31 protein-coding genes are annotated in these 25,027 nt (G+C 65.9%); 26 read left to right on the top strand and 5 right to left on the bottom strand.

Annotated features, from left to right (window positions below; translation table 11 throughout):
- The coding region (locus OVA26_RS16850) for a hypothetical protein (protein WP_268105160.1) at positions 1 to 354 on the bottom strand (354 nt) is incomplete at its 3' end.
- A gap of 102 nt (positions 355 to 456) precedes the next feature.
- On the opposite strand from OVA26_RS16850, the gene OVA26_RS16845 reads away from it, so the two are divergent.
- The 4 genes from OVA26_RS16845 (at position 457) to OVA26_RS16830 (ending at position 2,752) form a co-directional block, all read left to right on the top strand.
- Complete coding sequence (locus tag OVA26_RS16845; RefSeq protein WP_268105159.1) at positions 457 to 711, top strand: DUF3039 domain-containing protein; 255 nt, start codon at positions 457 to 459, stop codon at positions 709 to 711.
- A gap of 146 nt (positions 712 to 857) precedes the next feature.
- Positions 858 to 1,241, top strand: a complete 384-nt coding sequence (locus OVA26_RS16840) for a hypothetical protein (protein ID WP_268105158.1) — start codon at positions 858 to 860, stop codon at positions 1,239 to 1,241.
- A gap of 123 nt (positions 1,242 to 1,364) precedes the next feature.
- Positions 1,365 to 2,120, top strand: a complete 756-nt coding sequence (locus OVA26_RS16835) for a hypothetical protein (protein ID WP_268105157.1) — start codon at positions 1,365 to 1,367, stop codon at positions 2,118 to 2,120.
- Entirely contained in the window at positions 2,054 to 2,752 is a 699-nt protein-coding gene (locus tag OVA26_RS16830) for an RES domain-containing protein (RefSeq protein ID WP_326493381.1), read from the top strand. The genes OVA26_RS16835 and OVA26_RS16830 overlap by 67 nt, the downstream gene beginning before the upstream one ends.
- Positions 2,753 to 2,820: 68 nt before the next feature.
- Here OVA26_RS16830 and OVA26_RS16825 read toward each other — a convergent pair whose 3' ends face one another.
- Positions 2,821 to 7,704, bottom strand: coding sequence for an LPXTG cell wall anchor domain-containing protein (locus OVA26_RS16825; protein WP_268105155.1), 4,884 nt, complete (start codon positions 7,702 to 7,704; stop codon positions 2,821 to 2,823).
- Positions 7,705 to 7,813: 109 nt separating this feature from the next.
- Between OVA26_RS16825 and OVA26_RS16820 the strand changes: the two genes are divergently transcribed.
- From OVA26_RS16820 to OVA26_RS16790, 7 genes are read left to right on the top strand one after another with little or no spacing between them, the layout of a single operon-like run.
- Entirely contained in the window at positions 7,814 to 8,098 is a 285-nt protein-coding gene (locus OVA26_RS16820) for a hypothetical protein (RefSeq protein WP_268105154.1), read from the top strand.
- The gene (locus tag OVA26_RS16815; RefSeq protein ID WP_268105153.1) at positions 8,095 to 8,682 is read left to right on the top strand and encodes a hypothetical protein; all 588 of its coding nucleotides are present in this window, start codon (positions 8,095 to 8,097) and stop codon (positions 8,680 to 8,682) included. Before OVA26_RS16820 ends, OVA26_RS16815 begins: the two co-directional genes overlap by 4 nt.
- Positions 8,683 to 8,711: 29 nt before the next feature.
- Complete coding sequence (locus OVA26_RS16810; protein ID WP_268105152.1) at positions 8,712 to 8,867, top strand: hypothetical protein; 156 nt, start codon at positions 8,712 to 8,714, stop codon at positions 8,865 to 8,867.
- On the top strand, positions 8,864 to 8,992 hold the full coding sequence (locus OVA26_RS16805) for a hypothetical protein (RefSeq protein WP_268105151.1): 129 nt from the start codon (positions 8,864 to 8,866) through the stop codon (positions 8,990 to 8,992). Before OVA26_RS16810 ends, OVA26_RS16805 begins: the two co-directional genes overlap by 4 nt.
- A 31-nt stretch (positions 8,993 to 9,023) precedes the next feature.
- Entirely contained in the window at positions 9,024 to 9,365 is a 342-nt protein-coding gene (locus OVA26_RS16800; protein WP_268105150.1) for a hypothetical protein, read from the top strand.
- Positions 9,362 to 9,673 carry a hypothetical protein gene (locus OVA26_RS16795; protein ID WP_268105149.1) on the top strand — a complete coding sequence of 104 codons (312 nt, stop codon included), beginning with the start codon at positions 9,362 to 9,364 and terminating at the stop codon, positions 9,671 to 9,673. Before OVA26_RS16800 ends, OVA26_RS16795 begins: the two co-directional genes overlap by 4 nt.
- Complete coding sequence (locus tag OVA26_RS16790; protein WP_268105148.1) at positions 9,666 to 9,803, top strand: hypothetical protein; 138 nt, start codon at positions 9,666 to 9,668, stop codon at positions 9,801 to 9,803. The genes OVA26_RS16795 and OVA26_RS16790 overlap by 8 nt, the downstream gene beginning before the upstream one ends.
- 495 nt (positions 9,804 to 10,298) lie before the next feature.
- Here OVA26_RS16790 and OVA26_RS16785 read toward each other — a convergent pair whose 3' ends face one another.
- A complete protein-coding gene (locus OVA26_RS16785) occupies positions 10,299 to 11,063 on the bottom strand; it encodes a hypothetical protein (RefSeq protein WP_268105147.1) in 765 nt (254 codons plus the stop codon).
- Positions 11,064 to 11,187: 124 nt separating this feature from the next.
- Complete coding sequence (locus tag OVA26_RS16780; protein WP_268105146.1) at positions 11,188 to 11,511, bottom strand: hypothetical protein; 324 nt, start codon at positions 11,509 to 11,511, stop codon at positions 11,188 to 11,190.
- A gap of 520 nt (positions 11,512 to 12,031) precedes the next feature.
- Between OVA26_RS16780 and OVA26_RS16775 the strand changes: the two genes are divergently transcribed.
- The 11 genes from OVA26_RS16775 to OVA26_RS16725 all read left to right on the top strand — a co-directional run bounded on the left by OVA26_RS16775 (position 12,032) and on the right by OVA26_RS16725 (position 18,890).
- Positions 12,032 to 12,451 (top strand): hypothetical protein, encoded by a 420-nt coding sequence (locus OVA26_RS16775; RefSeq protein ID WP_268105145.1) that lies wholly within the window; start codon positions 12,032 to 12,034, stop codon positions 12,449 to 12,451.
- Between the two features lie 18 nt (positions 12,452 to 12,469).
- A complete protein-coding gene (locus OVA26_RS16770; RefSeq protein ID WP_268105144.1) occupies positions 12,470 to 12,862 on the top strand; it encodes a hypothetical protein in 393 nt (130 codons plus the stop codon).
- A 155-nt stretch (positions 12,863 to 13,017) separates the two neighbouring features.
- Positions 13,018 to 13,305, top strand: a complete 288-nt coding sequence (locus tag OVA26_RS16765; RefSeq protein WP_268105143.1) for a hypothetical protein — start codon at positions 13,018 to 13,020, stop codon at positions 13,303 to 13,305.
- A gap of 188 nt (positions 13,306 to 13,493) precedes the next feature.
- Positions 13,494 to 13,781: a hypothetical protein gene (locus tag OVA26_RS16760; protein WP_268105142.1), complete on the top strand. Its 288-nt coding sequence runs from the start codon at positions 13,494 to 13,496 to the stop codon at positions 13,779 to 13,781.
- A complete protein-coding gene (locus OVA26_RS16755; protein ID WP_268105141.1) occupies positions 13,778 to 14,293 on the top strand; it encodes a hypothetical protein in 516 nt (171 codons plus the stop codon). The genes OVA26_RS16760 and OVA26_RS16755 overlap by 4 nt, the downstream gene beginning before the upstream one ends.
- Positions 14,294 to 14,459: 166 nt before the next feature.
- The gene (locus OVA26_RS16750; RefSeq protein WP_268105140.1) at positions 14,460 to 14,612 is read left to right on the top strand and encodes a hypothetical protein; all 153 of its coding nucleotides are present in this window, start codon (positions 14,460 to 14,462) and stop codon (positions 14,610 to 14,612) included.
- 159 nt (positions 14,613 to 14,771) lie between these two features.
- The gene (locus tag OVA26_RS16745) at positions 14,772 to 15,212 is read left to right on the top strand and encodes a LexA family protein (protein ID WP_268105139.1); all 441 of its coding nucleotides are present in this window, start codon (positions 14,772 to 14,774) and stop codon (positions 15,210 to 15,212) included.
- Positions 15,209 to 16,477: a Y-family DNA polymerase gene (locus OVA26_RS16740; RefSeq protein WP_268105138.1), complete on the top strand. Its 1,269-nt coding sequence runs from the start codon at positions 15,209 to 15,211 to the stop codon at positions 16,475 to 16,477. Before OVA26_RS16745 ends, OVA26_RS16740 begins: the two co-directional genes overlap by 4 nt.
- 78 nt (positions 16,478 to 16,555) lie before the next feature.
- The gene (locus OVA26_RS16735) at positions 16,556 to 17,359 is read left to right on the top strand and encodes a nuclease-related domain-containing protein (RefSeq protein WP_268105137.1); all 804 of its coding nucleotides are present in this window, start codon (positions 16,556 to 16,558) and stop codon (positions 17,357 to 17,359) included.
- 74 nt (positions 17,360 to 17,433) lie between these two features.
- A complete protein-coding gene (locus OVA26_RS16730) occupies positions 17,434 to 17,913 on the top strand; it encodes a hypothetical protein (RefSeq protein WP_268105136.1) in 480 nt (159 codons plus the stop codon).
- A 128-nt stretch (positions 17,914 to 18,041) separates the two neighbouring features.
- Positions 18,042 to 18,890, top strand: coding sequence for a hypothetical protein (locus OVA26_RS16725; protein ID WP_268105135.1), 849 nt, complete (start codon positions 18,042 to 18,044; stop codon positions 18,888 to 18,890).
- A gap of 53 nt (positions 18,891 to 18,943) precedes the next feature.
- Here the strand turns inward: OVA26_RS16725 and OVA26_RS16720 are convergent, their stop codons facing one another.
- Entirely contained in the window at positions 18,944 to 19,219 is a 276-nt protein-coding gene (locus OVA26_RS16720) for a hypothetical protein (protein WP_268105134.1), read from the bottom strand.
- 133 nt (positions 19,220 to 19,352) lie between these two features.
- On the opposite strand from OVA26_RS16720, the gene OVA26_RS16715 reads away from it, so the two are divergent.
- From OVA26_RS16715 to OVA26_RS16700, 4 genes are all read left to right on the top strand, one after another.
- Positions 19,353 to 20,129 carry a hypothetical protein gene (locus tag OVA26_RS16715; protein WP_268105133.1) on the top strand — a complete coding sequence of 259 codons (777 nt, stop codon included), beginning with the start codon at positions 19,353 to 19,355 and terminating at the stop codon, positions 20,127 to 20,129.
- Between the two features lie 921 nt (positions 20,130 to 21,050).
- Positions 21,051 to 21,563 carry a GNAT family N-acetyltransferase gene (locus OVA26_RS16710; protein ID WP_268105132.1) on the top strand — a complete coding sequence of 171 codons (513 nt, stop codon included), beginning with the start codon at positions 21,051 to 21,053 and terminating at the stop codon, positions 21,561 to 21,563.
- 137 nt (positions 21,564 to 21,700) lie between these two features.
- Positions 21,701 to 22,393: a GNAT family N-acetyltransferase gene (locus OVA26_RS16705; RefSeq protein ID WP_268105131.1), complete on the top strand. Its 693-nt coding sequence runs from the start codon at positions 21,701 to 21,703 to the stop codon at positions 22,391 to 22,393.
- A gap of 2,314 nt (positions 22,394 to 24,707) precedes the next feature.
- Complete coding sequence (locus tag OVA26_RS16700; RefSeq protein ID WP_268105130.1) at positions 24,708 to 25,022, top strand: hypothetical protein; 315 nt, start codon at positions 24,708 to 24,710, stop codon at positions 25,020 to 25,022.
- Positions 25,023 to 25,027 lie beyond the last annotated feature (5 nt).

The raw sequence follows: 25,027 nt of genomic DNA, 5'->3' as shown, positions 1-25,027 counted from the left end.
GTTATCTGCCAGATAGCGATGCAACCAGTAGAACCCGTCGACGTTGGCGATGTCGTCGGAAAGGTACCTCGCAAACTGCTGGTCGTGGATCAGCAGAGCAGAATCGGATGCCTCGAGGATCATCTCGTAGGACAGGACCTTGCTGTCCCGGGACGCTCGGTAGTTCTCGACGCGGAGCTTCCGGAGGCGTTCAACGACCTCCTCTACGACGATCTTCCTGGCTTCCTTCTCCGTCCATCGACGGGTCGCCCGCGCAACCCAGAAGTCGATCCACGGCTTTGCGAGGCTGAAGAGACCCGTCACCACGGCACCGATCGCGGTACCTGTGAGAACCGCGGCGAGAAGGCTATCCATGACCTCACCGTAGCGAATCAGGCTGCAGCGCTGGCACCGCCGGCAACGGCCGGCGCGGGACACCACCGAGACAACGAACACAACCTCGCAGGAGCGACCGCCATGGCACCCACCCTCACCGAAGACCCGACGACGACCCTCGACGAGACGACCTCTCTCGACCAGCAGCACTTCGTCGAAGACGGCGACCACGAGCGCTTCAGCCACTACGTCGAGAAGAACAAGATCCTCGAGAGCGCGATGACCGGCAATCCCGTGCGCGCGCTCTGCGGCAAGAAGTGGACGCCGGGCCGCGACCCCGAGAAGTTCCCCGTGTGCCCCGACTGCGAGAAGGTCTACAAGAGCCTCAACGGCTGATCACCACACCCACCGAGCGACCCAACCCCGCCCGAAGCCGCGCGCTTACAGGCGGGGTTGGCTCTTTCCGTCGGTCTCCCCCGCACTCGCCCGGTCGGCCTGCGCAGCCGGCCCGGGTATCCGGTCGACGACCCCAGATAGGAGCAGTGATCCGCATGGCAGCATCCGGAGAATCCGCAGATCCCACCGAACTCGGCCGCGTGAACGCCACGTACCGCCTCAGCGTGATGAGCCAGCGGCATCCTCAGCTACAGCGCGCGGCCGCGCAGGCGCGCCTCGACTTCGTCGCCGCGGTCATCGCGATGGACGACGCCGACGGTGTTCCCGGGCGGCACAACCTGCAGGAGCAGGCCGACGCCGACCAGAAGCTGCGGGCATACGGTCAGGCCCTCGCGGACCTGGTCCGTGGGGAGGTCGCCTCGATCTCAGCGGTAGCAGCGCCAACCGTAGGAGGAGCTGTAGGTGGGCACGGCGTACGCCCCGGCGCCGTGGTTGATCCGGCAGACGTCGTCCATGACCGCTTCGCCTGACACGGCGACCGATGACCCGGGCTTTACGACCCGAATCATCGAATCCACAGGGACGTACACGCATTTCCCACAGTAGGATTATGCGTGTACGCGCTAACCGTCGAGGTACGAAAGGAGTCCTTCGTGGCCACCAAGAAGTCGGATCTGGAAGCTGACGGCCGCTACCTGAGTCTTGGATCCGCCGCGCTTCGCGTCGGCCCGGTGCTGCCCCGCCTGCTTAAGAGCGAGGTGGCGCTGACTAAACCCACGAAGCTCGACGTGGAAGCGGGCGTGAGATTGCTCGCGAGCACCGCGAAGACGACGAACGTGGACGCCGACCTCTTCAACGCCATAGTCGAAGAGGTCGCGGAGGCCATGCAAAATCGCGAATCGAACGAGATCGGGCTGACTGAGCACGAAGCCCAGCTTCTGATCGAGTCGGGTGATTTCACGCAGGAGGAGTTCGATGAAGTGGCCCAATTCATCACTGACGGAGGACTCGCGAAGCTCGAGCGCACCTCGTACATGCAGTCTCTGCTCAACACGTACACATCGGCAGAGGCGGCCTCTCTTCTGGACCGCGACCCGTCGAGTTTGCGCCCCCGAAAGGGCGTCAGTCGGTTCTATAGCTTCGCCGCAGGGACGAAGCGTCTGTACCCGAAGTGGCAGTTCGTCGCAGACGGGAACGCGGCTCGTGTCTTGCCGAACCTCGCGGCAGTCATTGCAGCCATCCCTCCGGGGTGGGGCCCCGCTGACGTCGAGGGTTTCATGACGACCCCGCAGGAGGACCTCGAGGCAAGCGCAGAGTCGGATGTATCGCTCACGCCTGTCGAGTGGTTGGCGGCAGCAAAAGACCCCAACGCTGTCGTGGACATCCTCGCCGAAGCGGACATGACGTGACGCCGGCGCGGGCGAAGGTCCCGGAATATCCGCCGGCCCCGCTCACGCTCAACTCGTCACACATTCGGTCATTTCACGGGCTCCTCTGGCGTATCTACAACACGAAGGGTCGATACCCCCAGCGTTGGGACGAGATGCGTCACCATGGGCCAGTGGGCCGTATGCGGTTCGACCCCCACCCGTCGCCGATGGGCTTTCACCCAGACCACTCGGTGATGTACAGCGCACTGAAATCGGATACCGCTTTCGCAGAGGTGTTCTACCAGAAGGCGAACATCAACCGTCGCCTGAACGGAGCTACCCTCGTCAGCTGGTTGCCCACGCGAGAGCTGCAGTTGCTCGATCTGACGACTACGTGGCCTGTGCAAAACGGGGCCTCCGCAACGCTGATGATGGGGGCAAAGAAGCACACGCGGAACTGGGCGCACGAAATTCACCAGCAGCTGGGATCGCAGATCGACGGGTTGTACCACCTCTCCTCGATTACATCTGAGCCGATGGTCACCCTGTTCACCCGCGCTGAGGACTCCTTCCCGGGGTACCCGAGCGTGCAGACTCGTCTCGACGACGCGGGCGCGAATATGTACGTCGCCAGAGCTGCTAAACGGTTCGAGTACCGAGTCACGCGCTGACACCTCACACGACGAAACCCCCGCTGCCTCTCGGCTAGCGGGGGTTTCGTCTTTCCGGTCGACGTCGTCTACAGCGTCATCCGAGAGCGCTGGCGACGTCGCATGATCTCGGCGACCAGGGCCGCTGCAATCACCAGCAGTGCTGCGCTGCCGAACAGGCTCGCACGGCTGTCGCTGGCGAGGATGCCGTCGCCGGTCACCGCGCCGCGCGCTTCCGGCGCCGGAGCGGTGAGCTTCGCGTTCCACGGGTCGTCGTCGGAGACCTCGATGCCGGAGTAGCTGCCCGCCGCGGTGACGAAGCCTTCGCTCACGTGCGAAGTGCCTTCCTGGATCTCGAGCAGCGTGCCGACCAGTAGCACGCGCTCTCCTGCGGCGAGGTGCGACAGCTCGCTGAGCGGGCGCTCCGCGTACTTCACCCCATCCACCTCGACGATCTTCGATTCCGGCTTTGGTGTGGGCGCCTCCGCCACCTCGGCGGGTGCGGACCCGGCGGCCTCCTCGGCCGGCGCCTCTGCCACCGCAGGGGCAGCCTCGGCGACACCCGCCGCGATCGCGACCGGGGCGCCGGCGGCCGGGACGAGAGGTCGAGACATCACCAGAGGCTCGAGGGGATCGAGCCACACAATGTCCTTGACCGACCCGCTGAAGCCTTCCTGCGTCGCCGCGGCGAACTCAACGCCCGAGAGGGACTCATCGCCCGTGTTCGTGACGTCGAAGGCGACCAGGACGCCGCTCGTGCCCTGTGAGGGGGTGAGCTCGAGCGCCTCGGCAGCCGCGTTGCGGTCACCGCTCTCGCGCCCCTCGTGGAAGGTGTACTCGACGACCTCGATCGCCGGCGTCGACAACGCCCGTGCGAACCAGGCATCGTTCGCCTTCACCGCGGTGTCCGTGAAGATCGACTTCCCTGACACCAGGACGGTGTCAGCGTGGGTCATGCCGCGCTCCATGCCGCGAAGAGTGCCACGGCAGTCGACGACCTGGCCCACAGCGAGTTCGGTGACAGAGGAGGGGTGGACCCAGACGTTTCCGTTCTCATCCGGTGCGATCACAGTGTCGCCCAGGATGCGATCAGGGGCGGCGGGATCGGCGGGGGCCGCGCAGACGAGGCCTTCGAGCTGCCCGTACATGCCCTGCTGGGTCACGTCGACCAGCGTGACGTCCTTGAGCGGGACGTCGCCGGTGTTCGTGACGCGGATGCCGACCTCGACGCCCTTCTGCACCTCGACACCGGTGATACCCGCTGCCGAGTCTTCGGTGGGGGTCGCTTCCGCCAGCTGCTCGTCGGTCAGCACTTGCGCGGTGTCGGCGGTCGGCCGCTTGCCGTCCTCCGGGCCCTCGCTGAGCGTGAACTTCTCGACCGCGATCGAGGGGTACTCGATCGTGAAGGTCGTGACCTCGTTCGTGTCGCGAGCGATGGTGTTGTAGGTCTCGGTCGCGGTGTTGGCGATCTTCTCACCCGGAGCGATGCGCTCCATCTTCGCGTAGACCCTGAACCCGTTCACCAGGTCGCCGCGGCCGCCGACCAGATCGAGGTACTTCTTCGTGGCCGTCACGGTGAGCGTGTAAGCCTCCTCGTCGAAGGTCACATCGAACAGGCCATCCCGCGGCGCGCTCTCGCGCCCCGCCGAGCTCTGCAGCAGGTCGCCCTTGCGGAAAAGCGCCTCGGCGCCGTCGAAGACGTCGCTGTTCGCGTAGACGGCCCACACGCCGGTGTACTGATCGTGCACTCGGTCGAAGGTGTCGCTGATCGACCACTGCGATGCGGCGTACGCGCGGTTCGCGGGGATCTCGGAGCTGTTCAGGCGGTAGTTGAACAGGGTGTTCATCCGCACCTCAGTGCCCTCGATCGAGGCGTCCTGTGTGTCCGCTCCGATGACGACGTCCTTGGTGGGGTCGATGTCCTTGAGCGGGTTCGAGACGACGCGCGTCGACTTGTAGGTGTTCTGGACGTTCTGCGTGGCCTGGTTCTCGATCACGTGGCCCTCGGTGGCCTTGGTGACCGTCGCGGGGATGGTGACGAAGTACTCCTTGCCCAGCAGCGTCTGATCGATCGTCGGGTCCTCGAGGGGGCGGATCGTGGCCTGGTCGTATGCGCCCAGGTCCGCCGGCTGCGGGTCGCCGGCGATCGTGCCGCCGTAGACCGCCTCGGTGTCCACCTGCTTGGCGAACACGTAGGCGACACCGCCCGTCACCTGCACGTTGAATCTCGCCGTGACGTCCTCTCCCGTGGTCTTGTCCAGCACGCGGATGCCGCTGGCGGACACCGCCAGGTGCTCGGCGTCGTAGCGGTCGACCAGCCCGAGCTTGTGCACGTTGTAGGCCAGAGCGCTGCGCGCGGGACGGGCATCGAGCGTGAGCCGGTAGAGGATGATGTCCCCGGTGACGACGGTCTTGCCGTCGATGTCGACCTGGTCCGTGGACAGGCTCTCCTTGTCGGGGGTGATCGTAGGCACCTGAACGACGGGAACGTCGGATGCCGTCCGGGCGCCGTTGATGACCTGGAAGGCCTGGTTGTGCACGGTGGAGCCCTCGGGGATGTCCTTGCGGACGGTGCCCGTCAGTCGCATCGTTAGCCATCCCTGCGTGAGCCACTGGCTGTTCGCACCGGACTCGGCGACGTTCTTGGACAGCCACTCGGCGGTGAACGCTGCGGTGAAGCTGTGCGCGTCCTCGTCGAAGGTGAGCTTGTACGCGCTGCGCGGGATCGGTCGCGGGTTCGAGGCGTCGCGCGAGTCCCAGAACTCCACCGACGCCTTGTCGGGCGTGAAGAACGGGTCGTAGACGTCCTCGATCGCGAGCGACTTGATGCCGCGTGCGGTCCCGGTGGGAACGCGCAGGTCCACGCCGACGGAGTACTCGAGCTTCTGGCCGGGCCACACGCTCGTGCCGCCGATGTTGTCGTGCGCCATGTCGCCCGACTCCTCGCTGGAACCCAGCACCTGCTTGTTCGGGTTCGGCGTCCAGGTGTAGACGGGCGGCTCGTTGGAGGCGATCGTCTCGTTGTTCCAGACCTCGCGGCCGGCGTTGCGTAGCTGCACCACCTGGCCGTTCGTGTCGAAGTCCGCGCGGAAGGAGCCGGAGACAATGAGCTTGGTCTTGCGATCGGCGCCCAGGCCCTTCGTGGTCGCCAGGAACTCAGGCTTCGCGGTGGCGGTGGTGACGGTGTCCTTGACCTCCACATCGAATTGGTTCGTGACGCTGACGTAGGTGCCCGATCCCGGCGTCGTCTCGGCGTAGACCGCGACGCGAGTGGCGTCGGTGAAATCGACGTACGCGCCCGCCAGCGTCCAGTCGTCGACGAGCTGGTAGTTCGACATCGGCTCACCGAGCTTGGCGGGAATGCGTCCGTTGACGACGGCCGAGACCTCGTCGCCCATGAGGAAGACCTTGTTGTCGGCGCCGGACTGGTTCGTCTTGGTCGGGTCCGCCGTCGTCAGCCCGCCCTCGGGGTCGAGGACCCACACCTTGTCGGGAGCCGCGGTGACCTTGCGAACAGTCGCAGTGTTGCCCGCGATGCAGTTCGACTGCGCCGCGGTGTAGCAGACCTGCGAGAAGTCGGTGATGGAATAGTCCGTCTTCGTGGGCCGCAGGTAGGTCGGGACGACGAGGGTGTATTCGCGTGCCTGGTGGACGTTCGGGATGTTCGTCACCGTGCCCGTGATCTTCACCTGAGAGCCCGAGCGGTCGATCGCGAAGGTGGCGCCGGAAGCGGGCGAGCCGTTCGGATCGAGCAGCTGCAGCTTGCTCGTGTCATCGGCGGTGGAGGAGCCGATGAAGACCTGGTCGGTTGTGACGACGTCGCTGATGCTCATCGAGCTCGAGTAGCCGTTGGTGCGAGCGGTGACCTGGGCGTTGTAGAACTGGCCCGAGACGAGCACCTCATCGTTGGCGAGCTGGTCCGAGGGAGACCCACTGGTGAGAACCTTGCGGGGTGCCGTGGCCGCTGCAGCCCAGTTCTCGCGGGAGTCGTTGACGCCGGCGTGCGAGACGGCGTTCTTCATCTTGCCCTGCTGCGGAACATTCACGTCGAACCAGAAGCGTCCCGACGGCCACGAGGACCAGCCGAAGTCTCCCGGGCCGAACTCGGGCGACGCGGTGGTCCCCTCGTTCGCGATCGACATGTCCTTCGTGACGCCGCGGCCGTTGCCTTCGACGCCACCCCAGTTCAGAGTCACCGAGGCGGTGACGTTCTCGCCGATGTTGGAGCCGTTGCGGCTGGCGTTGATCCGGTCACTGACCGCCCCGTTCGTCCCGGCGGACGGGAACGCCCCGACCGCGTCGGTGGAGATCGAGAGGTCGTAGTTGACTACCTCGGTGTCGTTGAGGGCGACACAGACGACACGGGGGGTGTCGCCGATGGACGCCATGAACGCGTTGAAGATGCCCTCGAAGATCGGCCCGGAGAAGCCGGGGAGCATCGGCTGCCAGTAGTTGGCGTTGGTGCGCTCCTGGTACCAGTTGCGCATACCGGTCTGCGTGCCACCCCACCCCATGAACCAGTTGCCGTTCTGCTGGTCGACGGAGACGCCCACCTGCACCACGCGTGCGCGGTTCGATGCCCCGTTGCTGCGCGAGATCGCCTGGCTCATTGCAGCGTTGCAGGCGGTGTTGATGCCCTCGCGGCCGCGCATCGCGCTGGCCCACTGCATGCTCTGTTCCATGGCGTCGGCGAAGGAATCGGTGGATGCCTGGCCCCAGAGCCGGGGGTTCCCCGACTCATCGCGATTGTCACCGGTGAACAGCGAGTAGTAGTTCGCGGCGCCGCTGTTGCCGCTGCCGCCGCCGACCCCACCGCCGCCGATATCGGCCATGGCCGGCGTCGCGCCGGAGACGACCAGGCCGGCGACGATGGCGCCAGCCATGAGGCTCTTCACGCCACGGATTCGACCGGAGCGCTTGACCTCAGCGCGTCGACGGTCTCGATAGGTGACGGTCGATTCCCGATCACTCATCTACGTTCCCCTCTCGTCGTGGTTGCGAGTCCCGTCCACAGCGGGGCATGCCTGGACGGGACTCGCTCCTCAAGCCTAGCGGGCGGCGGCTCGTTTTCTCCTCGTTTTCGTGGCAAAACTGTCCCTATTCACGTTTTCGAGGGGTATCGTGATTTCGATGATGGATGCAGCCCCCGCCCACGATGCGGAGGCACCGCAGATCGACCCCTGGATTGAGCAGCTCGCACGCAAGCCGGCGATCACCTGGCGGTCCTGGTTCGAGGCTCTCCGCGCCTTGTCTGGCCGCCTGCTTGACGCCGATGCCGCCTTCGACGCATGGCTCCGAGCGCTGACGCCGGCCGCCTACCTCTTGCACCTGCAGCAGCAGGACCCGACCGATTCGGAGCACCCATGATGCACACCGCCCCCGCTGACCTCGAGCGCGATCTCGCCTGGCTGAAACGAGTCGCCGGCGTCGACGACGACTACATCGCGCGGTGGGACCGCCGCGACTGGACCGCCTGGTCGATCGCCATGCGCACGCCTCGCGGGGAGCTCTGCCCCAGCGTGCCGCAGTGGATGGCCGAGAAGGTGGGTCCTTGGCAGAACGACTTCTCCCTCCCCTACCCCTGTGTCGCCCAGCTCTGGCCGACGACGGTCGACTGGTTCGCGGAGGCTGACGAGCACGACGAGCTGACGCTCGTTGCGGAGGAGAACGGGGATCGACCCTCCCCGACGTCGGACGAGCTTCGCCGGGCGTGGACCCTGGCCGCCGGAGTGTCCGTCACGCCCGCCATGGCGATCTCCGTCGTCCCGGACCCCGCGACGCCGGATGCCGTCGTCGGACAGATCGAGGCGTTCTACCTCATCGGGAACGAGCCGGAAGTCGCGGCGATCGCACAGCGGATCGCCGGGATTCTCCGCGAGCCCGGCAAGACGCCGGTGCTCCCCCTATCGGTCACGGATCACGTGCTCGCGTGGGAGTGGATGTACGGCTGAGACCAGCAGTGGTTGACCAAGGAGGATCGATGAGCCCCGACGACTTCGAGAACGAGCTGTACCGCCGCGCACTCGTTCACGGCGGTACCCACGGTTACCCCTGGGTGAGCCGACTGGTCACCAACGTCATCAGCGATGCGCGGGAACTCTTCGAGGGCAACCAGGCCAACGGGGTTCGCCCATGACCCTGCACGCCACTCCCCCGCACGGAGAGCTCGCCACACCCTGCTGTGATGCGACGGCATCCGAGCTCCCCGAGGGAGATCGTCTGACCCTCGACGAAGCCGCCGTCACCTGCCTCGCGAACTGAACAGAAACCACCCACCAAGGAGCACAATTCGATGTCCGAAACCACCCTCCCCGCCCTCACGCCCGAGGACATGCAGATGCTGTGGACCGACGGTCAGACCTTCCCGTTCGTGGAGAGCGATGACTGCCTGATCATGGGTTTCGGTCACCCCGACCCCACGGAATTCGCCGTGCTCGTGTCGGACTACGACCGCGCCGCCGGACAGGGTGGGGAGGCGACCACCACCCCCGGTGACGTTTCCCAGGTCTGGGCCGTGCGCCTCGCCCCGCCGAGTGCTGACGTCGACACGGACGTCAGTGGCTGGTGGCTCAAGATGGACGGCGTCACCCCCACGACTCCCGGGGCATTCCCCGTCTCTGTGGTCCAGCGATGACCATCATCGACGTCGCATCCGCCGGACACGGGGCCGAGGTCGCCGTCGACTGGGTGCTCGGCGAGGTACTGCACGACGGCGCTGCGTGCCCGGGCTGGCATCCGTGGAACGAGGCCGTCTACGGACCGCTTCCCGAGCGCCAGGTGTGGAAATGGAGCTGCCAGGAATGCAGCGACACCGGCGCCATGCCCGCCGATGCCCTCCAGAGGGTCCACGACTGCACGAGCCGCGGGCCCTTCGACGAGGTCGCACGCCTCCTGGTCGAGCTCTGGGCGCAGGCTCAGAAGGAGGAGGTGCCCGATGAGTGATCGACGAGAGCTCGCGGCGCTGTCGCAGCGAGAGCTCGAGGACTACCTCGACGAGCTCGTCCAGCGCGGCGAGGACGAGCGCGATACCGCTGAGTGGCGACGCGCGTACGCGTTCTGGGAGAAGCAGTAACCGCGCACCAGGCGGCCTGAGAATCGAGAAAACCCCCTCCGCCCTTCGGGGCCGGCGGGGGTTTTCTCGTCTGTGCTAGCGAGCGCACGCTACGCGATCATGCTGCGTGTGCCGAGCGCATTCATCAGCTGACGCGCGGTCTGAGGCTTCGTGCGGCTCTCTGCACGAGTCGGACGTTCCCCAACCCGTCGCGCGACACGGTGAGGCGCTTGCCTTCGCTCGCGTTCCTCAGGACCACGCTGGTGGGACCCCAGAACGTCACACCGTAGAGCGTGTGGCCCAGCTGGACCACGTCGCCCACCGCGAAAATCTTCGTCCCTGTCAGGGCTGACTTCACGATCGCGAGCCGAGTGCGCAGATCCCGCGCGCGCGGGATCTCATCGATCCTCAGATGTCCCTCGCGCATGCCGTGCTCCTTCTTTGTCGATCAGCATAGAGCTCAAATGCGGACGGGTGTGTCGGGCATTATTCTTGTCGGCTTGTCGGGGCCGCGTTTTAGTTTTGCTTCCTCTGAGCGATGTAGCTTTTCGCCGCAGCGAGCCATTGGGTCTTTTCGCTTTTCTCTTTATCGAGTGCGGCTTGGTTCGCTTTGATGAGGGGGTTTTGGAAAGAAGCGACGATGTCGCCCGCTGTCTGTGTTACGCGTAAATCGTTGTTACATCGCGCCTCGATGGTTGCCAATTGAACAATTTGCTCAACGGTTTCACCATCCTCCAGCGCTGTCTGCGACTCGACGGAGATCCAGTCGTTGTTGTTGTTCATCGCCGTGAGCCCATTTTCAGTCAGACACGCTGACCACTCCAGACGGATTTTGCCCCACTCTTCAGTCTGTGTCGCTGCTTGCATCGCGGCCGTGCTCAGCTGCTGCGCCATACTGCCAGCCGTCTTGCTTTGGGTGGGAACAAACCCAGCAGCATCAGGATCAGCCTCAGCCTCAGCGTTGCAATCGGCAACAGCGCGTGACCAGCTTTCGCCCCCGGCCTCCTCGTCCGCCTGGAAGGTCTCTGCTACGGGGTCGGGGGGACGCAGCAGCCCCCAGGTTCGGACTCCGGGTTCAAACCAGACTCCGAAGCTCCGATCGTCCAGCGGTGGCCCCGGGTCTACGCGACCTGCTCGAAACGGCAGGCTCCGCGCAGTCATGCAGGTCTCAATACGCAGGAACAGTGCTTGATTCAGCACGCCGATGTCGGATGCCGAGGCGGAGAGGTCGTACTCAGAAAGCGGGAAGACGATGTGGCCCGTCTGCTGATCGAGACTCACGCGAGCCGTCGGGTCGCGGTCCAGGCTCGTGGGAGAACTGCCCTGTGGGGTTGGGGTGCACGCGACAACAGCGCACCCCAACCCCACAAGAGCGAGCCCCTTGAAGAGCTGCTTCATCGATGGGTTACGGCTTGACGGCGCTGATGCGGTCGCTCCAGGTCTCGCCGAAGTTCAGACTGCTGTTCACGGCGCGCAGATCGTTGTAGCTGCCGTTGAGCCGGACGGTGCGCCCCGCGCAACCGTTGTTCTCGCAGTAGGTGGCCCACCCCGTGTTGCGGATCGAAGACGCCTTGTCGGAGTAGGTGAGGTTTCCACTGCTGAGGGTCTCGAGGTACTTGCCGTAGTTGATGTCGTCGTAGAACGTCGCCGCGGACGCTGCTTGCGCGCCCGACATGAGCAGGCCAACCCCCAGGCCCGCAGTGACGACAATTTTGGTCAGTTTCTTCATCGCGCTTTCCTCTTCTTTGGAGATAGCGAGGCGAGTCCCCCACACCGATTGAGTGTTGCGTAGGAGGTGAATAATCGCAACAGGTGCCTATATTTGCATGTTTTGCAACTCCGTCTATTCGGTATGCGCGATAATTTGGCCCTTTTTTCCATCGATGGCACACGTCTTGCTTGACAATCCGCAATGGTTGCGAAAATATTCGCGCTCGATATTCGTCGGTGCCGCATCGATTGCAATTTTTAGCTCAGCACTTATTGAGCACTCGTGAGGCGGGAGTCGGCAGAGCCGCCTCCGAGAGCAGCTGTGACAGGAGAGTGACCTCTCCCGACATCCGCGCTGCCTCGGAGGCAGCATCACCGCCTGGGAAGGACTCGCATCATGGCCACTGGACTCCACCGCACCAAGACCGGCGAGCTGGTCTACGTCTCCGTCACCGTCGACGGCCACTACATGATCAAGTACTCCGACGGCCGCGTCACCTTCATCTGACCCGCATCGTCCGACCACGCCAGGAGACTCCGTGACTCTCGCAGAGACCCCCATCAACCAGACCGCTCTCGAGGGCGCTAAGGTCGCGATCGCCATCGCCGCCAGCCAGCAGACCAGCGAGGACATCGTGCTCCGCTCCCGTGAGTTCGCCGACCTCGACGGGGCCGTGCACGCCGCCATCAAGGCGCACGAGTACCCCGGCGTGAGCTACCGCACCGTCGACGTTCCGGCGAGCTACAACTGCCACGGCGCGCACGCCGACGTCGAACCCGAGATGTTCCCTCTCGACGCCTACGTCACCGCCCTCGTGCGCATCAAGAGCGAACACCCCGTCGACGAGCTCACGCAGATCTCCGTCATCTCGTCGATTCAACGCGACATCCACCGCGCGGCATCCCGTGCCGACGCGTACATCTCCCGGCTGATCTTCGTCATCGACGAACCCGCCTGATCTGGAAGGATCGCCACCATGACCCCTCGTGACTCCCTCACGGTGACTCCCGGTCTCCGACTCGAGATCCCCGGACACTGGGGCGGGTACCTGCTGCTCATCGACTCGTACAGCCACGTCGAGTTCCAGCTGCTCTTCAGCGCGGACGGCGCCCAGATGGACGTCGAGGTCGCGGCGCAGAGCCCGATGATCGAGGCGAGCATCGGCGACGGCCCCGGGATCGACCGCCTCGAGCTGCACGTCCACGACGTCGTCACGATCCCCGGCATCGGCTCGAAGGTCCTCAGCGGCATCATCGAGATCCGACCCGGGCGGTTCCAGCTGCACCTGGACGAGAAGTTCGCCGAGCGCATCGTCGTCGACGTGCTCACGGTCGATACGCGTCAGCTGGCCTCCGCCGCTTCCCGCTGAACATCCCTCTCGAGAGACCCCCGTGGCCGCACCGGCTCCGGGGGTCTTCTCATTCGAGCCTGCGGCCGCGGCAACCGAGGTGGAAGGGAGCCGGCAAAGCCGTCTCCGGGTGGTGTGGTGACAGAGCAGTATCCCGGAGCCGGAGGAGGCACCCCATGAGCACGCAGATCGCAGCATTCTTCCCGGTCGAGACCATCGTCGACGCGCGCGACCTCCGCGAGGGTGACACGCTCCGCAACGGCGACAAGATTCTCGAGGTCCGCCCCGTCGACGCCGTCTTCCACGGAGAGGTCGCCATCGTCCTCGAGGTCGAGGGCATGACCAACACCATGCGTGTGCCCGGCCACAGCAAGTACCGCATCACGCGCCAGATTCCCGTCACGGCTGACTGGCAGTTCGTCGACGAGTTCGTCGCCGAGATCCCCGTCCCGCTGGCCGCCTGACCCCAGACCCCCACCCCGAGCCTGTGCCGACCGCAGGCTACGCGCGCACCCCACCAGACCCTCGTCGCCCTCACGGGCGGCGGGGGTCTCTTCTTTCGCGGCGGATGCCACCTCTGCGCGCAGCGATCGGCGACGCCGATCCGGGTCTGGTCGTGGAGAGAACACCCACCCCACCAAGGAGGCCCACCGTGAGCATCACCACCGACACGATCGCCGTTCCCGCGGCACAGATCACCCCGGGCGACCACCTGGGAATCACCGGCAATCTCGTTACCGCCGTCGAACCGGTGGACGCCGACGGCCCGGTCAGCATCACCGTCCTGCTGGAGAACGGCGACCCCTTCACATTCCCCGTCCGGGCGACCGGCAACATCGAGATCCTGGCCGCCCGCCCGACGGCCCCCGCGCACACCGCGCGCCGTGACCTCGAGGCGGAGACTGTCTGCGCCGTCGTCTCGATCGGAGCTGCAGCGTGAACACCGCGTCAGCCGCGGCGCCGGCGGAATACCGGTCCTACCCGACGATGACGCTCCCGGTCTTCGACCTCCGGGTGGGTGACGTTGTCGTTGGCACCAACTCCGAGATCGTCGAGATCGACGCCGAGTCCCCGTGGGTCCGCCGTCTCACCGAGCGGTATCCCGCCGGCCAGAAGACCTGCTTCAGCTACAGCTGCGCGGACGAGCTCAAGGTGTACCGGAAGCCACAGCCCGAGAAGGTCTCGGCCGAGACCGTGGGCCCGCCGAGCACCAACACCCAGAACCTCGCTGGCATCCGCTGCCCGCGGTGCTCCTTCGAGAGCGCATTCGTCGTGCAGGTGACGCTCGACATCGTCGTGCTCGACGACGGCTTCACCGACCATGTCATCGAACCCCAGCGCGGTCTCCTGGACGACGACCCCATCCAGTGCCCCGAGGTTCGAGGTGGCTGCGGCCACCGCGGCACCGTGGCGGAGTTCCGCATCCCCGAGGAGGATGTCGCCACTGCATGACCCTGTGTCCCCATCCGATCAGACCCCTGTCGCCGTAACCGGCGGCGGGGGTCTCTTCTTTGGACACCGGCATGATGAGGGCATGGCCCTTTCGCACGCACGTCAATACGGATTCCACGAGCTCGTAGAGGGTCAGGTGGTGCACTTGCGACATAAAGGCGCGCCGGTGACTGAGAAGCCCGAGTACAGCAAGGCGAAGGTGGTCAGTCATCCCAGCGGAACCGAGGGTGAGATGCACGTCGACTTCCGAGTTGATGGGGTGCCCTATCCGATCGAGCTGAGCGAGAAGGTCTACGACGCGTGGAGCCTCCACCGCTAGCCAGCGACCCGAGCACCCCCACCGGACTCGTCCCGGCGGGGGCGTCGACGTATCCGACGCGCGCGGGGCGCGCATCTGGCTTCACGCTGTCGGAACCCTGACGTACACTCGACCATCGAACATCGGTTCGAATGATCGGCAGTGGGTAGGGCGGGTGAGATGAGCGTTCTCGAGGTCCTCGGGCAGATCGACCTGAACGCCCCGCCCGCTGGCATCATCACCCCGGTGACGGGGTCGGTCTCCGCCGGGTTCCCCTCCCCCGCCGAGGGCTGGTTCCGCGGGGATCTCGACCTCAACGAGCACCTCATCCGCGACAAGAACTCGACGTTCCTACTGAACGTCGCCGGGGACTCCATGACGGGTGCCGGGATCTTCGACGGCGACCACATCATCGTCGATCGATCGATCACCCCCAGCCTCGGCGCCGTGGTCGTCGCCATCGTCGACGGTGAGCTCACGCTGAAGACCCTCGCGCGCGAGGGCGGCCGGCTGATCCTGCGCGCGGAGAACCCCCGTTTCCCTTCGATCGCGCTCGAGGGCGACCTCGACGCGCAGCTGTGGGGCACGGTAGTCTGGAATCTGCACCGGCACCAGACATGATCGTCGGGCTCGCGGACTGCAACAGTTTCTATGCCTCCGCCGAGGCCATTTTCGATCCGAAGCTGCGGGGGGTGGCCCTCTGCGTGCTCTCGAACAACGATGGCGCCGTCGTGGCCATGTCGAAAGAAGCCAAGGCGCTTGGCATCAAGATGGGCACGCCCTGGTTCAAGCTGAAGCACTGGGCCAAGGCCCACAACGTTCAGGCTCGATCGTCGAACTACGAGCTCTATGGATCGATCTCGAGGCGCGTGCACGACATCGTCGCCGGCTACGCCGCGCACCACGAGGAGTATTCGATCGACGAGTCCTTCTTTCTCGTGAACGAGGAGAAGAGCGACCTTGCAGAGCTCGGCCGCGAGATGCGCCGGACCATCTACAAGAACGTCGGTGTCCCCGTGTCGATCGGCTTCGCCAAGACCAAGACCCTCGCGAAGCTCGCCAACCATGGTGCCAAGCGCACCGACCGCCTCGACGGCGTCTGCAGCTGGGAGGACTACTCCCCCGAGAAGCAGGAGCAGATCCTTCGGCACTACCCCACCAGCGAGACCTGGGGCATCGCCAGCCGCCTCGAAAAGCGTCTCGCCGCGCGCGGCATCAAGACGATGCTCGATCTTCGCAATGCAGACCCCGACGTCATCAAGAAGGCCTTCAGCGTCGTCGAGCAGCGCATCGTCTACGAGCTGCGCGGCATCCCGTGCATCGAGCTCGAGCCCGTGCGCAAGGTCCGCCAGAGCATCGTCAGCAGCCGCATGTTCGGTCACACCGTCGACGACCCCGCGGAGATCGAGCACGTGCTCTCCGTCTACGCCCAGCGCGCCACCGAGAAGCTCCGCCGCGAAGGATCCGTCGCCGGACACGTCAGCGCCTTCGCCGCTTCCTCCCCCTACGGCGACGACTACACCTCCGCCTACGGGCAGGCGATCTTCGCCATGCCCACCGACGACCCGGTGTCCATCGCGCGCGCAGTCAAGGACTCCATCCGCGACAGGCTGCGCCACGGCGTGAAGTACGTGCGCGCCGGAGTGATGCTCAACAAGCTCTCCCCCGCGCGGTCCCACTCGTTCCTGCCGATGTTCCAGCCCGAGTTCGACAACCGTGGTCTCGGCGAGCTCCTCGACAAGGTCCACAAGCGCCACGGCGATAACGCCCTCGGCCTCGGCCTCGCCGGCCTCCAGCTCGGGGCGTCGTTCGAGATGAGACGGGAGATGCTCTCCCCCCGCGCGACGACCCACTGGGGTGAGCTCGCCACCGCGTACGCGCGCTGAGTGCGGACTCGACGGTCTGCTGACGGAGTTGTGTGCATTGCATACAACCCTGTCCGCGGGCGCTGGTACGGTCGCGAAGTGACCCTGGAACAGCTCGACGACGACAAGAAGATGCGACTGCGATACGCCGGGACGTGCCGTTCCTGCGGTGAGGCTCTGGACGCCGGGGCGCAGGCCGTCTACAGCCGAACGGCGAAGAGCATCTGCTGCCTCACCTGTGCGGGTGAGCCCGCCGAGATCGCCTCGAGCACAGCCGGCGGTTCCGCCCGCCGAGAGTACGAGCGGCGCAAGGCCACGCGCGAGCGCCGGATCCGTGAACGATTTCCCCGGATCGGCGGTCGGATCCTCGCCCTCTTCGACGACCCCCAGAGCACCACCGCCTGGAAGACCGGCGCCGTCGGCGAAGAGCACCTCGGCACCGTGCTCGCGCAGCTCCCTGACACCTTCCGCGTCCTCCATGATCGACGGATCCCGCGGACCCGGGCCAACATCGACCACATCGTCATCGGGCCCGCAGGGGTCTGGGTCGTCGACGCGAAGCGCTACGTGAACAAGCGCCCCTCGCTCCGCGTGGACGGTGGCATCTTCCGACCCCGCGTCGAGACGCTTCGCATCGGCGGCCGCGACGGCACGAAGCTCGTCGACGGCGTCTCGCATCAGGTGAATCTCGTCTCGAGAGTTCTCGGTGACACCGTCCCCGTCTTCGGCGCCCTCTGCTTCGTGAACGCCGACTGGCCGCTCATCGGCGGCTCCTTCGTTGTCGACGACGTTCAGGTGCTCTGGCCGAAAATGCTCCTACGCCGTCTGGCCGGGCAGGAGGACACCACCGTCGACGTCGACGGTGTGCACGCTGCGCTGGTCGCGCACTTCCCGCCGGCCTGACGTCGACACCGGCGGAGCCGGCGCCGGGAGCCCCCGTGAACACGGATGACACCCACACCGACACGGAGGCCGCCATGGCACACCAGACTCTCGACGACGCCGACTTCTTCACCGCCGATCCCGACGAGCTCGCCAACCTCATCGTGAAGACCGAACCGGGTATCGGCACCGTGAGCCGGCTGTACCGGGAGATGGATCGGAAGGGCTTCACGTACTCCACGATCAGCGCCGCGCGACTCCTCGGCGACATCCCGCAGCAGGCCATCGTCGGTGAGCAGATCGACACCCTCGTCGTCGATGCCCCCGGGGAGCTGGTCTTCCACCCCGAGACGCGAGAGTTCGTCGCTCAGCTCATGAACACGCGCGCGGCCGCCGGGCACGCGTACCCGCACCTGAAGCGCATCGTCCTCGTCTACATCGAGCTGCGCGAAAGGATGAGTCTGAGCCGCACCGTGATGTCGGATGGCAGCATCGCGACCACGCTCCTCACGCAGCACCTCGAACGCCCTCGCACCCTGGACCGCACCACGGTGATCACGCGCGAGGTGCTCTGACCTTCTCGCACCAAGACCCCTGTCACCTTCGGGTGGTGGGGGTCTTCGCTTTCGGCGCGCCACCGGCAGAGCCGGCGTCGGGGGGCATCCCGAACACGGATGACACCCACACGGAGACGGAGATTCCCATGCGCGACCAGATTCCCCACGGCCCTGACTTCTTCGACGGCGGCGCCCAGCAGGCCTCGAACGTCATCGTCGTCACCGAGCCCGGACTCGGCACCCTCGCCATGCTGCGTCGCGAGATGGACGCCAAGGGCTTCACGCACGTGACCATCCCGGCGTCGCGCCTCGAGCGCGAGTTCCTCGACAAGGTCGCGTGCGACCAGAGCGTCGACACCCTCGTCATCGACGACGCCGACGACCTGCTCGTCGGATCCGACGTCCACAAGGTCATCGAGGGCGTGTTCAACACCCGCTTCTCTATCCCCCACCTCAAGCGCATCGTGCTGGTCTACCTGCAGCTGCCCGGGCGCCGCGTCGACGACAGCCGGGTGGCGCTCCGCGGCGGTGTCTCCACCACCGTGATCGTGCGTCAGGAGGCTCGCGGCGGCGCCAAGGACGGGGTCATCGAGATCCACAAGAGCATTCGCACCGCTGAGCCCCAGACGGCATCGCTCGTCGGGGCGCGCTCGAACACGGCACCGAAGCGCAGCCTCGTGATCATGCCCGCGCTCTTCAACGCCGAGCCGCGGATCAGCGTCGAGTTCAGCATCGAAGGCGAGAAGCCGACGTCAGGAACGTGCGTGATCACGAAGAGCGGTAATCGCGTCTGGGTCGAGACGTTCGTAGATGGGGAGGTGATCCTGAGCAACAAGCTCGACCCGAACGTGCCCGAGAACGACTTCGACGTCCTGCGCGCCGAGCTCGCTCACCTGCAGGAGGAGTTCCGCATGCCACTCAGCAACGGTTCCATCGACGGCGCTGCCACGATCGTCCACACGTATGTGTCCGGCGGTCGAGCATCCTCCTGGTGACCCCCCTCGCCGATAAGACCCCTGCCACCTTCGGGTGGCGGGGGTCTTCGCTTTCAGACGCTGCGGACCGAGACCAGGACGTGGCCGGCCGGCAACTTCGCGCGGAGGGCCACCATCGTCTCCGCCTCGAGCTCGAGCCCGCCGTCGCGACGGACGATGGTGGCCGTGGCCACCAGGCGGGTCTCGCCCTTCATCATCGTCACCGGCATCTTCGCTGCCTCCCACCCCGCAGGGGTCTGCCGCGCGACCGCCTGGGCGATCTCGGCGAGGCTGTGGCCCTCGACGTCGAAGCTCTTCTTCTCGTCAGGGCGGCAGGATCCGATCAGCATCTCTCCATCGTACGAAGGGTCTCCGACACTCGGCGATCAACGCTGACGCGACGGAGACGGCGACGCCGTCTCGGGATGCCCCGCGACAGGAGTTCGGCTGACACGGCCGAGTCGACACCGAAGGAGCACCACCATGATGACGATCGCCTTCCCGCGCACGCCCCTCAAAGAGATGGACGCGGCATCCCTGGTCTTCGAGCTCTCGCGCCAGGTCGAAGCTCGTGTCTTCGACCGCAAGGGCATCGTCATGGCCGCCGCGATGATGGCCGCCCACCTGCACCGCAACCAGACCCGCGGCATCCGCCGCGACCTGCCCCGTGTGCCTTACATCGAGCACCCGATGCGCAATACGCTCCGCGCGCTGCGCTACGGCAAGACCGACCCTGAGCTGCTCGCCGCCTGCCTGATGCACGACACCCTCGAGGACTGCGTCGACGAGATCGTCGATCAGTTCGTCGACACCGACGAGCTCCCCGGGCACATCGCGCTGGAGACCATCAGTGGACGCCGCGCGGCCGCCCACCTCTGGATGATCGACGCCTTCGGCGCGACGGTCGCCGACGTCGTGCTCGATGTCAGCAACAAGGTCGCCTGCACGCGCCGGGACTACTGGATGAAGATGGCCGCCCTCGCCGCGCGCGCCACCGGGGCGGTCCCCGACCCCATCGCCACGATGGCGGTCATCGTGAAGGCCCTCGACCTCCTCGACAACGCCGGCGCCCTGCGTCACCAGCTGGCAGCCGGAGACACCCCCTCCGTCGTGCTCCGCCGGGCACAGAAGTACCTGCCCGCAGTGAAAGAGCTCAGCCCCGCGCTGCGCTTCATCGGCGAGCCCGAGATCGCCGATGACCTCGACAAGCTCTTGGTCCACCTCGAGGAGATCATCGCGAGCCAGCGGGTCAGCGGCTGAGCCCTCGCACGTGATCACGGTCGGACCCCGCTCCCCTCTCGGAGCGGGGTCTGTCTCTCAGTGGGCGTCAGGTTTACCTGGTAGATGAGAGCTTTCTCATGTGTGACACGCCGCCATCAGCTTGGAGGGCACCCCCGCGCGTGGCACGGTTGTTGAGGCGGCCATCCCCACGGTCGCCCTCAGGCCCCTGCAGACCCCCCGCTGTAGGGGCCTCATCCTTTCTCGGCGCGGTGAGCCCAGCAGAGCTGGCCTCGGGTGACACAGTGCAAGGGAGTCGAACGGACGAGCCGGTGACTCCACACGGGATCTGCGCCTCGGCGCGGGACCGGATCCGTCGTCAAGCTGCCGCAAGGTACGGGCGCGGATCGACGCAGCGACTGAGAGTCCGAACCGAGGGTTCGGATGCTGGTGAAGAACCAGCCGACTGCGGGCGAGGGACTGATCACCCTCGTCGAAGACGGGTCTGCGCGCGAAAGCGCCGGGCCCGGCTTCCTCACCCCTAACGGACGGGCCGCACACCCGGACGCTGCGAACCCTCGTCACCTTCGGGCGGCGGGGGTTCGTGTTTTCGGTGATGGAGCACGGGTGCGATCGAGATCGCACGGGAGCCAGCAAAGCTGTCTCCGGGTGGGGGTGTGACAGGTCCTCCTCCCGTCTGCGTGTTCGTCATCCTCCTCCGAGCAGAACCCCCGTCGCCTTCGTGCGATGGGGGTTCTGCTTTTTTGACGGCGCGCACCTCGGACGAGAGTCGTCTGTATCGTTCGATTGTCGGCTCACCGAAGGAGACCCATGTCCGAACCCGCTCGACCGTCCTCGCGCGTCGCACCCGTCGACTTACGCCGCCTCCGCTGCGACATCAACACCACTGTCGCGATGTGCGGTGCGGACACAGCACCCGCCTGGACGACTCTTCACTCCGAGGTGAGAGAAACGAAGCTGACGCTCACACTCGTGGGTGGCGGCGAGCATGACTCCTCAGGGGGTGATGAAGTGATCGGCGAGGCGCTGGCCTACGTGACGTATTTCAACGTGGACGACGGCAACGAGCGCTTCGCCGAGCGGATTCTCGAATGGCTCACCCCCGTGGGCGGCGAGGCGCTGTCCATCGTCGACGAAGCCTTCGACTCGCATGACTTCGTCGAAGACCTCGAGGTGGCTCACCCTGACGGGCTGGAGCTTCCCGAGCAGCTGATCATCCTCGACAGCATCGTCGTGGACGAGGCGTACCGTGGGCAGGGGCTCGGAGCCGAGATCCTCTCGACGCTGATCGATTCGCTTGATGGTAGCGGCGGTAAGTCCCTGGTCCTCCTCCGCGCGGAGTCGCACCGCATGGAGGCCCCCCTGCGTCGACAGGGATTCCTCCACTACGCGAACGGCATCTACTGGCACCTCACCGGCCCGGCCCGGCAGAACAGGTTCACCCCCTCGATCTGACACGGATTCACTGCACACCTCTCGAACCCTCGTTGCCCCCCCGGGCAGCGGGGGTTCTTCTTTTTCGGCTTACGGGTCAGCCCGACCGCGGCGCCAGTATCGGTACAGTTCGCCTGGAAGCCCACCCGAGGAGACCCATGCACGATCACGATCGCCCCGAGCCTCGCGCTGACTCGCTTGATCTGAATGCCATCCAGTGCGATGTGAAGATCTCCCGACCGTTCCCGGGAACGGAGGTTGAAACGCTGGTCTCAGACATCCCCCATGGATTCGTCGAGCTCGAAGCCACGTTCACGCTCGAGGTTGTCGACTTCGAAGAGGACACAGTCGAAGACCAGGTCATCGCCTCCGCATCCGCGTACGCGATTCGCATCGACGTCGACTGGAATCGGGACCGGCTCTACGCGCGCATCCTCGACAGTCTCGACAGCGTCGGCGGCGAAGCGTTCCACATCGCAGAAGTCGTCTGCGGCGCAGGTGACATCTTGTCCGATCTCGACCGCCCCTACGACGGCGGTCTCGAGCTCACGACGCAATTGGTCTTCGTCGACGACGTCTTCGTCGAGGAGCCCTATCGACGGCAGGGCCTCGGGTCTCAGCTGTTAGGCGCTCTCATCGACGCCGCTGATGGAACAGGTAACCAGTCGCTGGTGATGCTCCGGGCGTGGTCGACGCACTGGCCGGATGTCTCGGAGCTCGACGCGCGCCGCCTGCAGAAGAACCTCGAGTTGCCGCTCGCGAACATCGGGTTCGGCCACTACATGGAGGGCGTCTACTGGCGTCACACCGCCCTAGCCCTCCCGAGCGAGATCGCACCACAGCGCTCCTGATCCGACCTACCCCTCTTGAACCCTCGTTGCCCTCCGGGTAGCGGGGGTTCTTCGTTTCTCGCCGCCGGCGCCGCGGCTCGCTGCTCTCGCCAGGTCGTTTCGGCCGTGTTGGGTGGCGCCGGCAGTATGACCGGTCTGTGACCAGGAAACGGTCAGTCGACGGTCACCTGATGCCCACGGAGGGGCATCCGATGAGGCTGCAGACCCTCGATTCGCCCCCTGTGACCGCGAACCGGCCGTCTAGTGACCGGTTGGTGGTCACTACGCGGTCACGGGACGCGTGACGCGCCCCAGATTTGTCGACAGAGCGACGAATCCACCGCGGTGACCGTCTCCCGGTCACAGAGCGGTCGCTATCCGGTCACGAATGGCCCATTTCTGCCCGGAACGCGACCGCGAACGGGCCGCAGATTCCCGGGGTCGAGACCCCGGATGATCCCGCCACGGAGGCGTATGAGGGGGCGGGGGTGGGAAGCGATGGAGCCTGTCTCCGACGCCCCTAGATCTGGCCGTGACGTACTGCCCAGCACCGGTCGTCCGCCCGCGATGGGGGTCACAATCATCCGCCGGCTCCCTCCCTCAGCTGGCACCACGCCCCACCCAGATCGCTGAAAGTCTGAGGGATGATCGGGGCGTCAATGAGCTGACGAGCGGCAGGACGACGTCCGCATCCCACCCCCACCGGCGCTCGCTCGAGGACGGCGGTGCTCTCCTTCAGCGTCCGCGGGAGGAGCTCAAGACCAAGCAGCTGCAGACCGTCTCCGGGGCTTCCGCCCCGTCGGCATGAAGGCGCAGCCGCCGGGCTCGGCTTCGCCTCGCGCTCTGATCAGAACCCGATCAGCATGAGGCGGTTCCCAGGCACATTCCGAACTGACCGCCAAGGGGGTGAAAGCCCGAGCAGTTCGGAATGAAAGCAGCTGTTGGACCGCACCCGTATGAGCTGGAGAGCACCCATCTGCGAGGTGACAGCGCCAACGGGACTGCATCCGAGACGAGGGTCTGAACCGATCCGGTGACGACTCCTGTGATGCGGCGCAGGGGGTCCCGATGCGCTGCGCGCGCCGAGGCCGAAACCGATCCGGCGACCGGCTCTCAGGCGTCTTCTGAGACGGGTGAAGTGACCCGTTCGGCATCCGGTCCGGTGGTGCCACTGGCCGCTCCACAGTCGCGTCCGAGGGGGTGAAAGAAGAGCTTCACGAACGCCGCTGCGCGGCTGGCGCCAACCCTTCGGCCACGGCTCCTCTGTGGAGGATCCGCGTCCTTCGATGAGGCCGACGACGGCTACACCCAGAGGCCACGGCTGCGCTGCGTCCTGCGCTCCAGCGAGGCTGAAAGCGACCGCGTCCCCGCGGCCGCGTCGGGGTGGAAAGAGGATGGTTCCACGGTGTTGCACCATCCTCGCCTCGCGTTGCTCGAGTCATGGACCCACGGTGCCACTGCGTTCCAAACCGTGGGTCCAAGACAACCCCGACTTTCCAGGGCAAAAGGGTGCCACTTGACCCATGCCGCCCTTCGGGTCCTACGGATTCCGGCATGGGTCAAGAGAGAGTTGACCAACCCTTTTCCCCTGATGCTGACGCAAAACATGACCTCGATCCTCCGCTGAAGCTCCGGATGCTCGGGGGTAAAGAAAAGAGCATAAGGGGAGGTGGCACCGGGCTGCGTTTCTCCGTCGCTGCGCTCGGTCGAAACACATCCCGGTGGTCGGCATAGCCGACACCTCTTCGGTCACCCGTTCGGGCGTCGCTGCGCTCCTTCTCGCGGGTTCCCTCACCCTCGCCGCTGACGCGTCGAGGGCCCCTACTGCGTCGCTTCGCTCCTTGCCCTCCAACGCCCCACTGGGGCGTTTTCGGGTGCTCCCGTCGATGTCGCTTCGTCGCTTCGCTGTGGCGCGGCATCGCCGGTTGAACCCACCCTTCGGGCGGGGGTGTGAGAGCGCGGCTGAAGCCGCTGATGATGTCCGAATGAACCAACGGCGCGGGGCCGCGGTCGCGATGCGACCGAGCGTCTGAGAGCGCCCTCCGCGCCAGGGCAGTGAGAGGTCGGCGGTGCCGACCCGGGGGTTGGTTCGATGTCCGTCACAGGTTCGTGGTCGGAACGTGAGACCAACCTGTTGACCGACAGAGGATGACGTGAGTTCGCTGTGGCTGAGAGTACGAATCGGGACCTGCGCGAGCGGCTGACGTCCTCGCTGGAGATCCCCGAGACGTCTCGCCTCGAGCATGGATCTGGGCCACGGAAACATGACAGCGCAGCGCTGAACGCCGCCTCTCGATTCAGAGCTCTCTGGGGTCGCCGGCGAACGGAGCAGCGCATGCGCGTCGCTCCGATGCAGACGGCTGTCGACGTGGGCCCGCCCCACCTCGACGAGCTCGCGCGCGAGCGCATGCTGATCACCATGGTCGGGTGGCGCTTCGATCGGGGCGCCTCGTCGTTCGTTACTGATGACGTCACGCCTGAGCGAATGGACGCTCTCATCCATGCCGTGATCGCCCTAGGTCCGCGCGTCGTTCAGCTGAACGTCGCCGGGCTCTCGAGAGAGCAGTATCTCGAGGTCGTCGACCACCTCGCCGAGGGATCGTGGCTGACCGTCACACCCGTGCTCGAGGAGCACCTGGGCTCTGCCTGATCGCG

The sequence above is a fragment of the Microbacterium sp. SL62 genome (assembly GCF_026672635.1).
Classification (GTDB): domain Bacteria; phylum Actinomycetota; class Actinomycetes; order Actinomycetales; family Microbacteriaceae; genus Microbacterium; species Microbacterium testaceum_A.
This window is presented reverse-complemented; position numbering and strand designations above follow the sequence as displayed.

What these genes read in the sequence shown, in the direction of transcription:
- OVA26_RS16795 (WP_268105149.1), top strand. Translation starts at nt 9,362, where the DNA reads ATGACCATCATCGACGTCGCATCCGCCGGACACGGGGCCGAGGTCGCC.
- OVA26_RS16790 (WP_268105148.1), top strand. Translation starts at nt 9,666, where the DNA reads ATGAGTGATCGACGAGAGCTCGCGGCGCTGTCGCAGCGAGAGCTCGAG.
- OVA26_RS16730 (WP_268105136.1), top strand. Translation starts at nt 17,434, where the DNA reads ATGGCACACCAGACTCTCGACGACGCCGACTTCTTCACCGCCGATCCC.
- OVA26_RS16780 (WP_268105146.1), bottom strand. Translation starts at nt 11,511, where the DNA reads ATGAAGAAACTGACCAAAATTGTCGTCACTGCGGGCCTGGGGGTTGGC.
- OVA26_RS16770 (WP_268105144.1), top strand. Translation starts at nt 12,470, where the DNA reads ATGACCCCTCGTGACTCCCTCACGGTGACTCCCGGTCTCCGACTCGAG.
- OVA26_RS16765 (WP_268105143.1), top strand. Translation starts at nt 13,018, where the DNA reads ATGAGCACGCAGATCGCAGCATTCTTCCCGGTCGAGACCATCGTCGAC.
- OVA26_RS16810 (WP_268105152.1), top strand. Translation starts at nt 8,712, where the DNA reads ATGAGCCCCGACGACTTCGAGAACGAGCTGTACCGCCGCGCACTCGTT.
- OVA26_RS16825 (WP_268105155.1), bottom strand. Translation starts at nt 7,704, where the DNA reads ATGAGTGATCGGGAATCGACCGTCACCTATCGAGACCGTCGACGCGCT.
- OVA26_RS16705 (WP_268105131.1), top strand. Translation starts at nt 21,701, where the DNA reads ATGCACGATCACGATCGCCCCGAGCCTCGCGCTGACTCGCTTGATCTG.
- OVA26_RS16745 (WP_268105139.1), top strand. Translation starts at nt 14,772, where the DNA reads ATGAGCGTTCTCGAGGTCCTCGGGCAGATCGACCTGAACGCCCCGCCC.
- OVA26_RS16700 (WP_268105130.1), top strand. Translation starts at nt 24,708, where the DNA reads ATGCGCGTCGCTCCGATGCAGACGGCTGTCGACGTGGGCCCGCCCCAC.
- OVA26_RS16805 (WP_268105151.1), top strand. Translation starts at nt 8,864, where the DNA reads ATGACCCTGCACGCCACTCCCCCGCACGGAGAGCTCGCCACACCCTGC.
- OVA26_RS16720 (WP_268105134.1), bottom strand. Translation starts at nt 19,219, where the DNA reads ATGCTGATCGGATCCTGCCGCCCTGACGAGAAGAAGAGCTTCGACGTC.
- OVA26_RS16845 (WP_268105159.1), top strand. Translation starts at nt 457, where the DNA reads ATGGCACCCACCCTCACCGAAGACCCGACGACGACCCTCGACGAGACG.
- OVA26_RS16740 (WP_268105138.1), top strand. Translation starts at nt 15,209, where the DNA reads ATGATCGTCGGGCTCGCGGACTGCAACAGTTTCTATGCCTCCGCCGAG.
- OVA26_RS16725 (WP_268105135.1), top strand. Translation starts at nt 18,042, where the DNA reads ATGCGCGACCAGATTCCCCACGGCCCTGACTTCTTCGACGGCGGCGCC.
- OVA26_RS16800 (WP_268105150.1), top strand. Translation starts at nt 9,024, where the DNA reads ATGTCCGAAACCACCCTCCCCGCCCTCACGCCCGAGGACATGCAGATG.
- OVA26_RS16715 (WP_268105133.1), top strand. Translation starts at nt 19,353, where the DNA reads ATGATGACGATCGCCTTCCCGCGCACGCCCCTCAAAGAGATGGACGCG.
- OVA26_RS16815 (WP_268105153.1), top strand. Translation starts at nt 8,095, where the DNA reads ATGATGCACACCGCCCCCGCTGACCTCGAGCGCGATCTCGCCTGGCTG.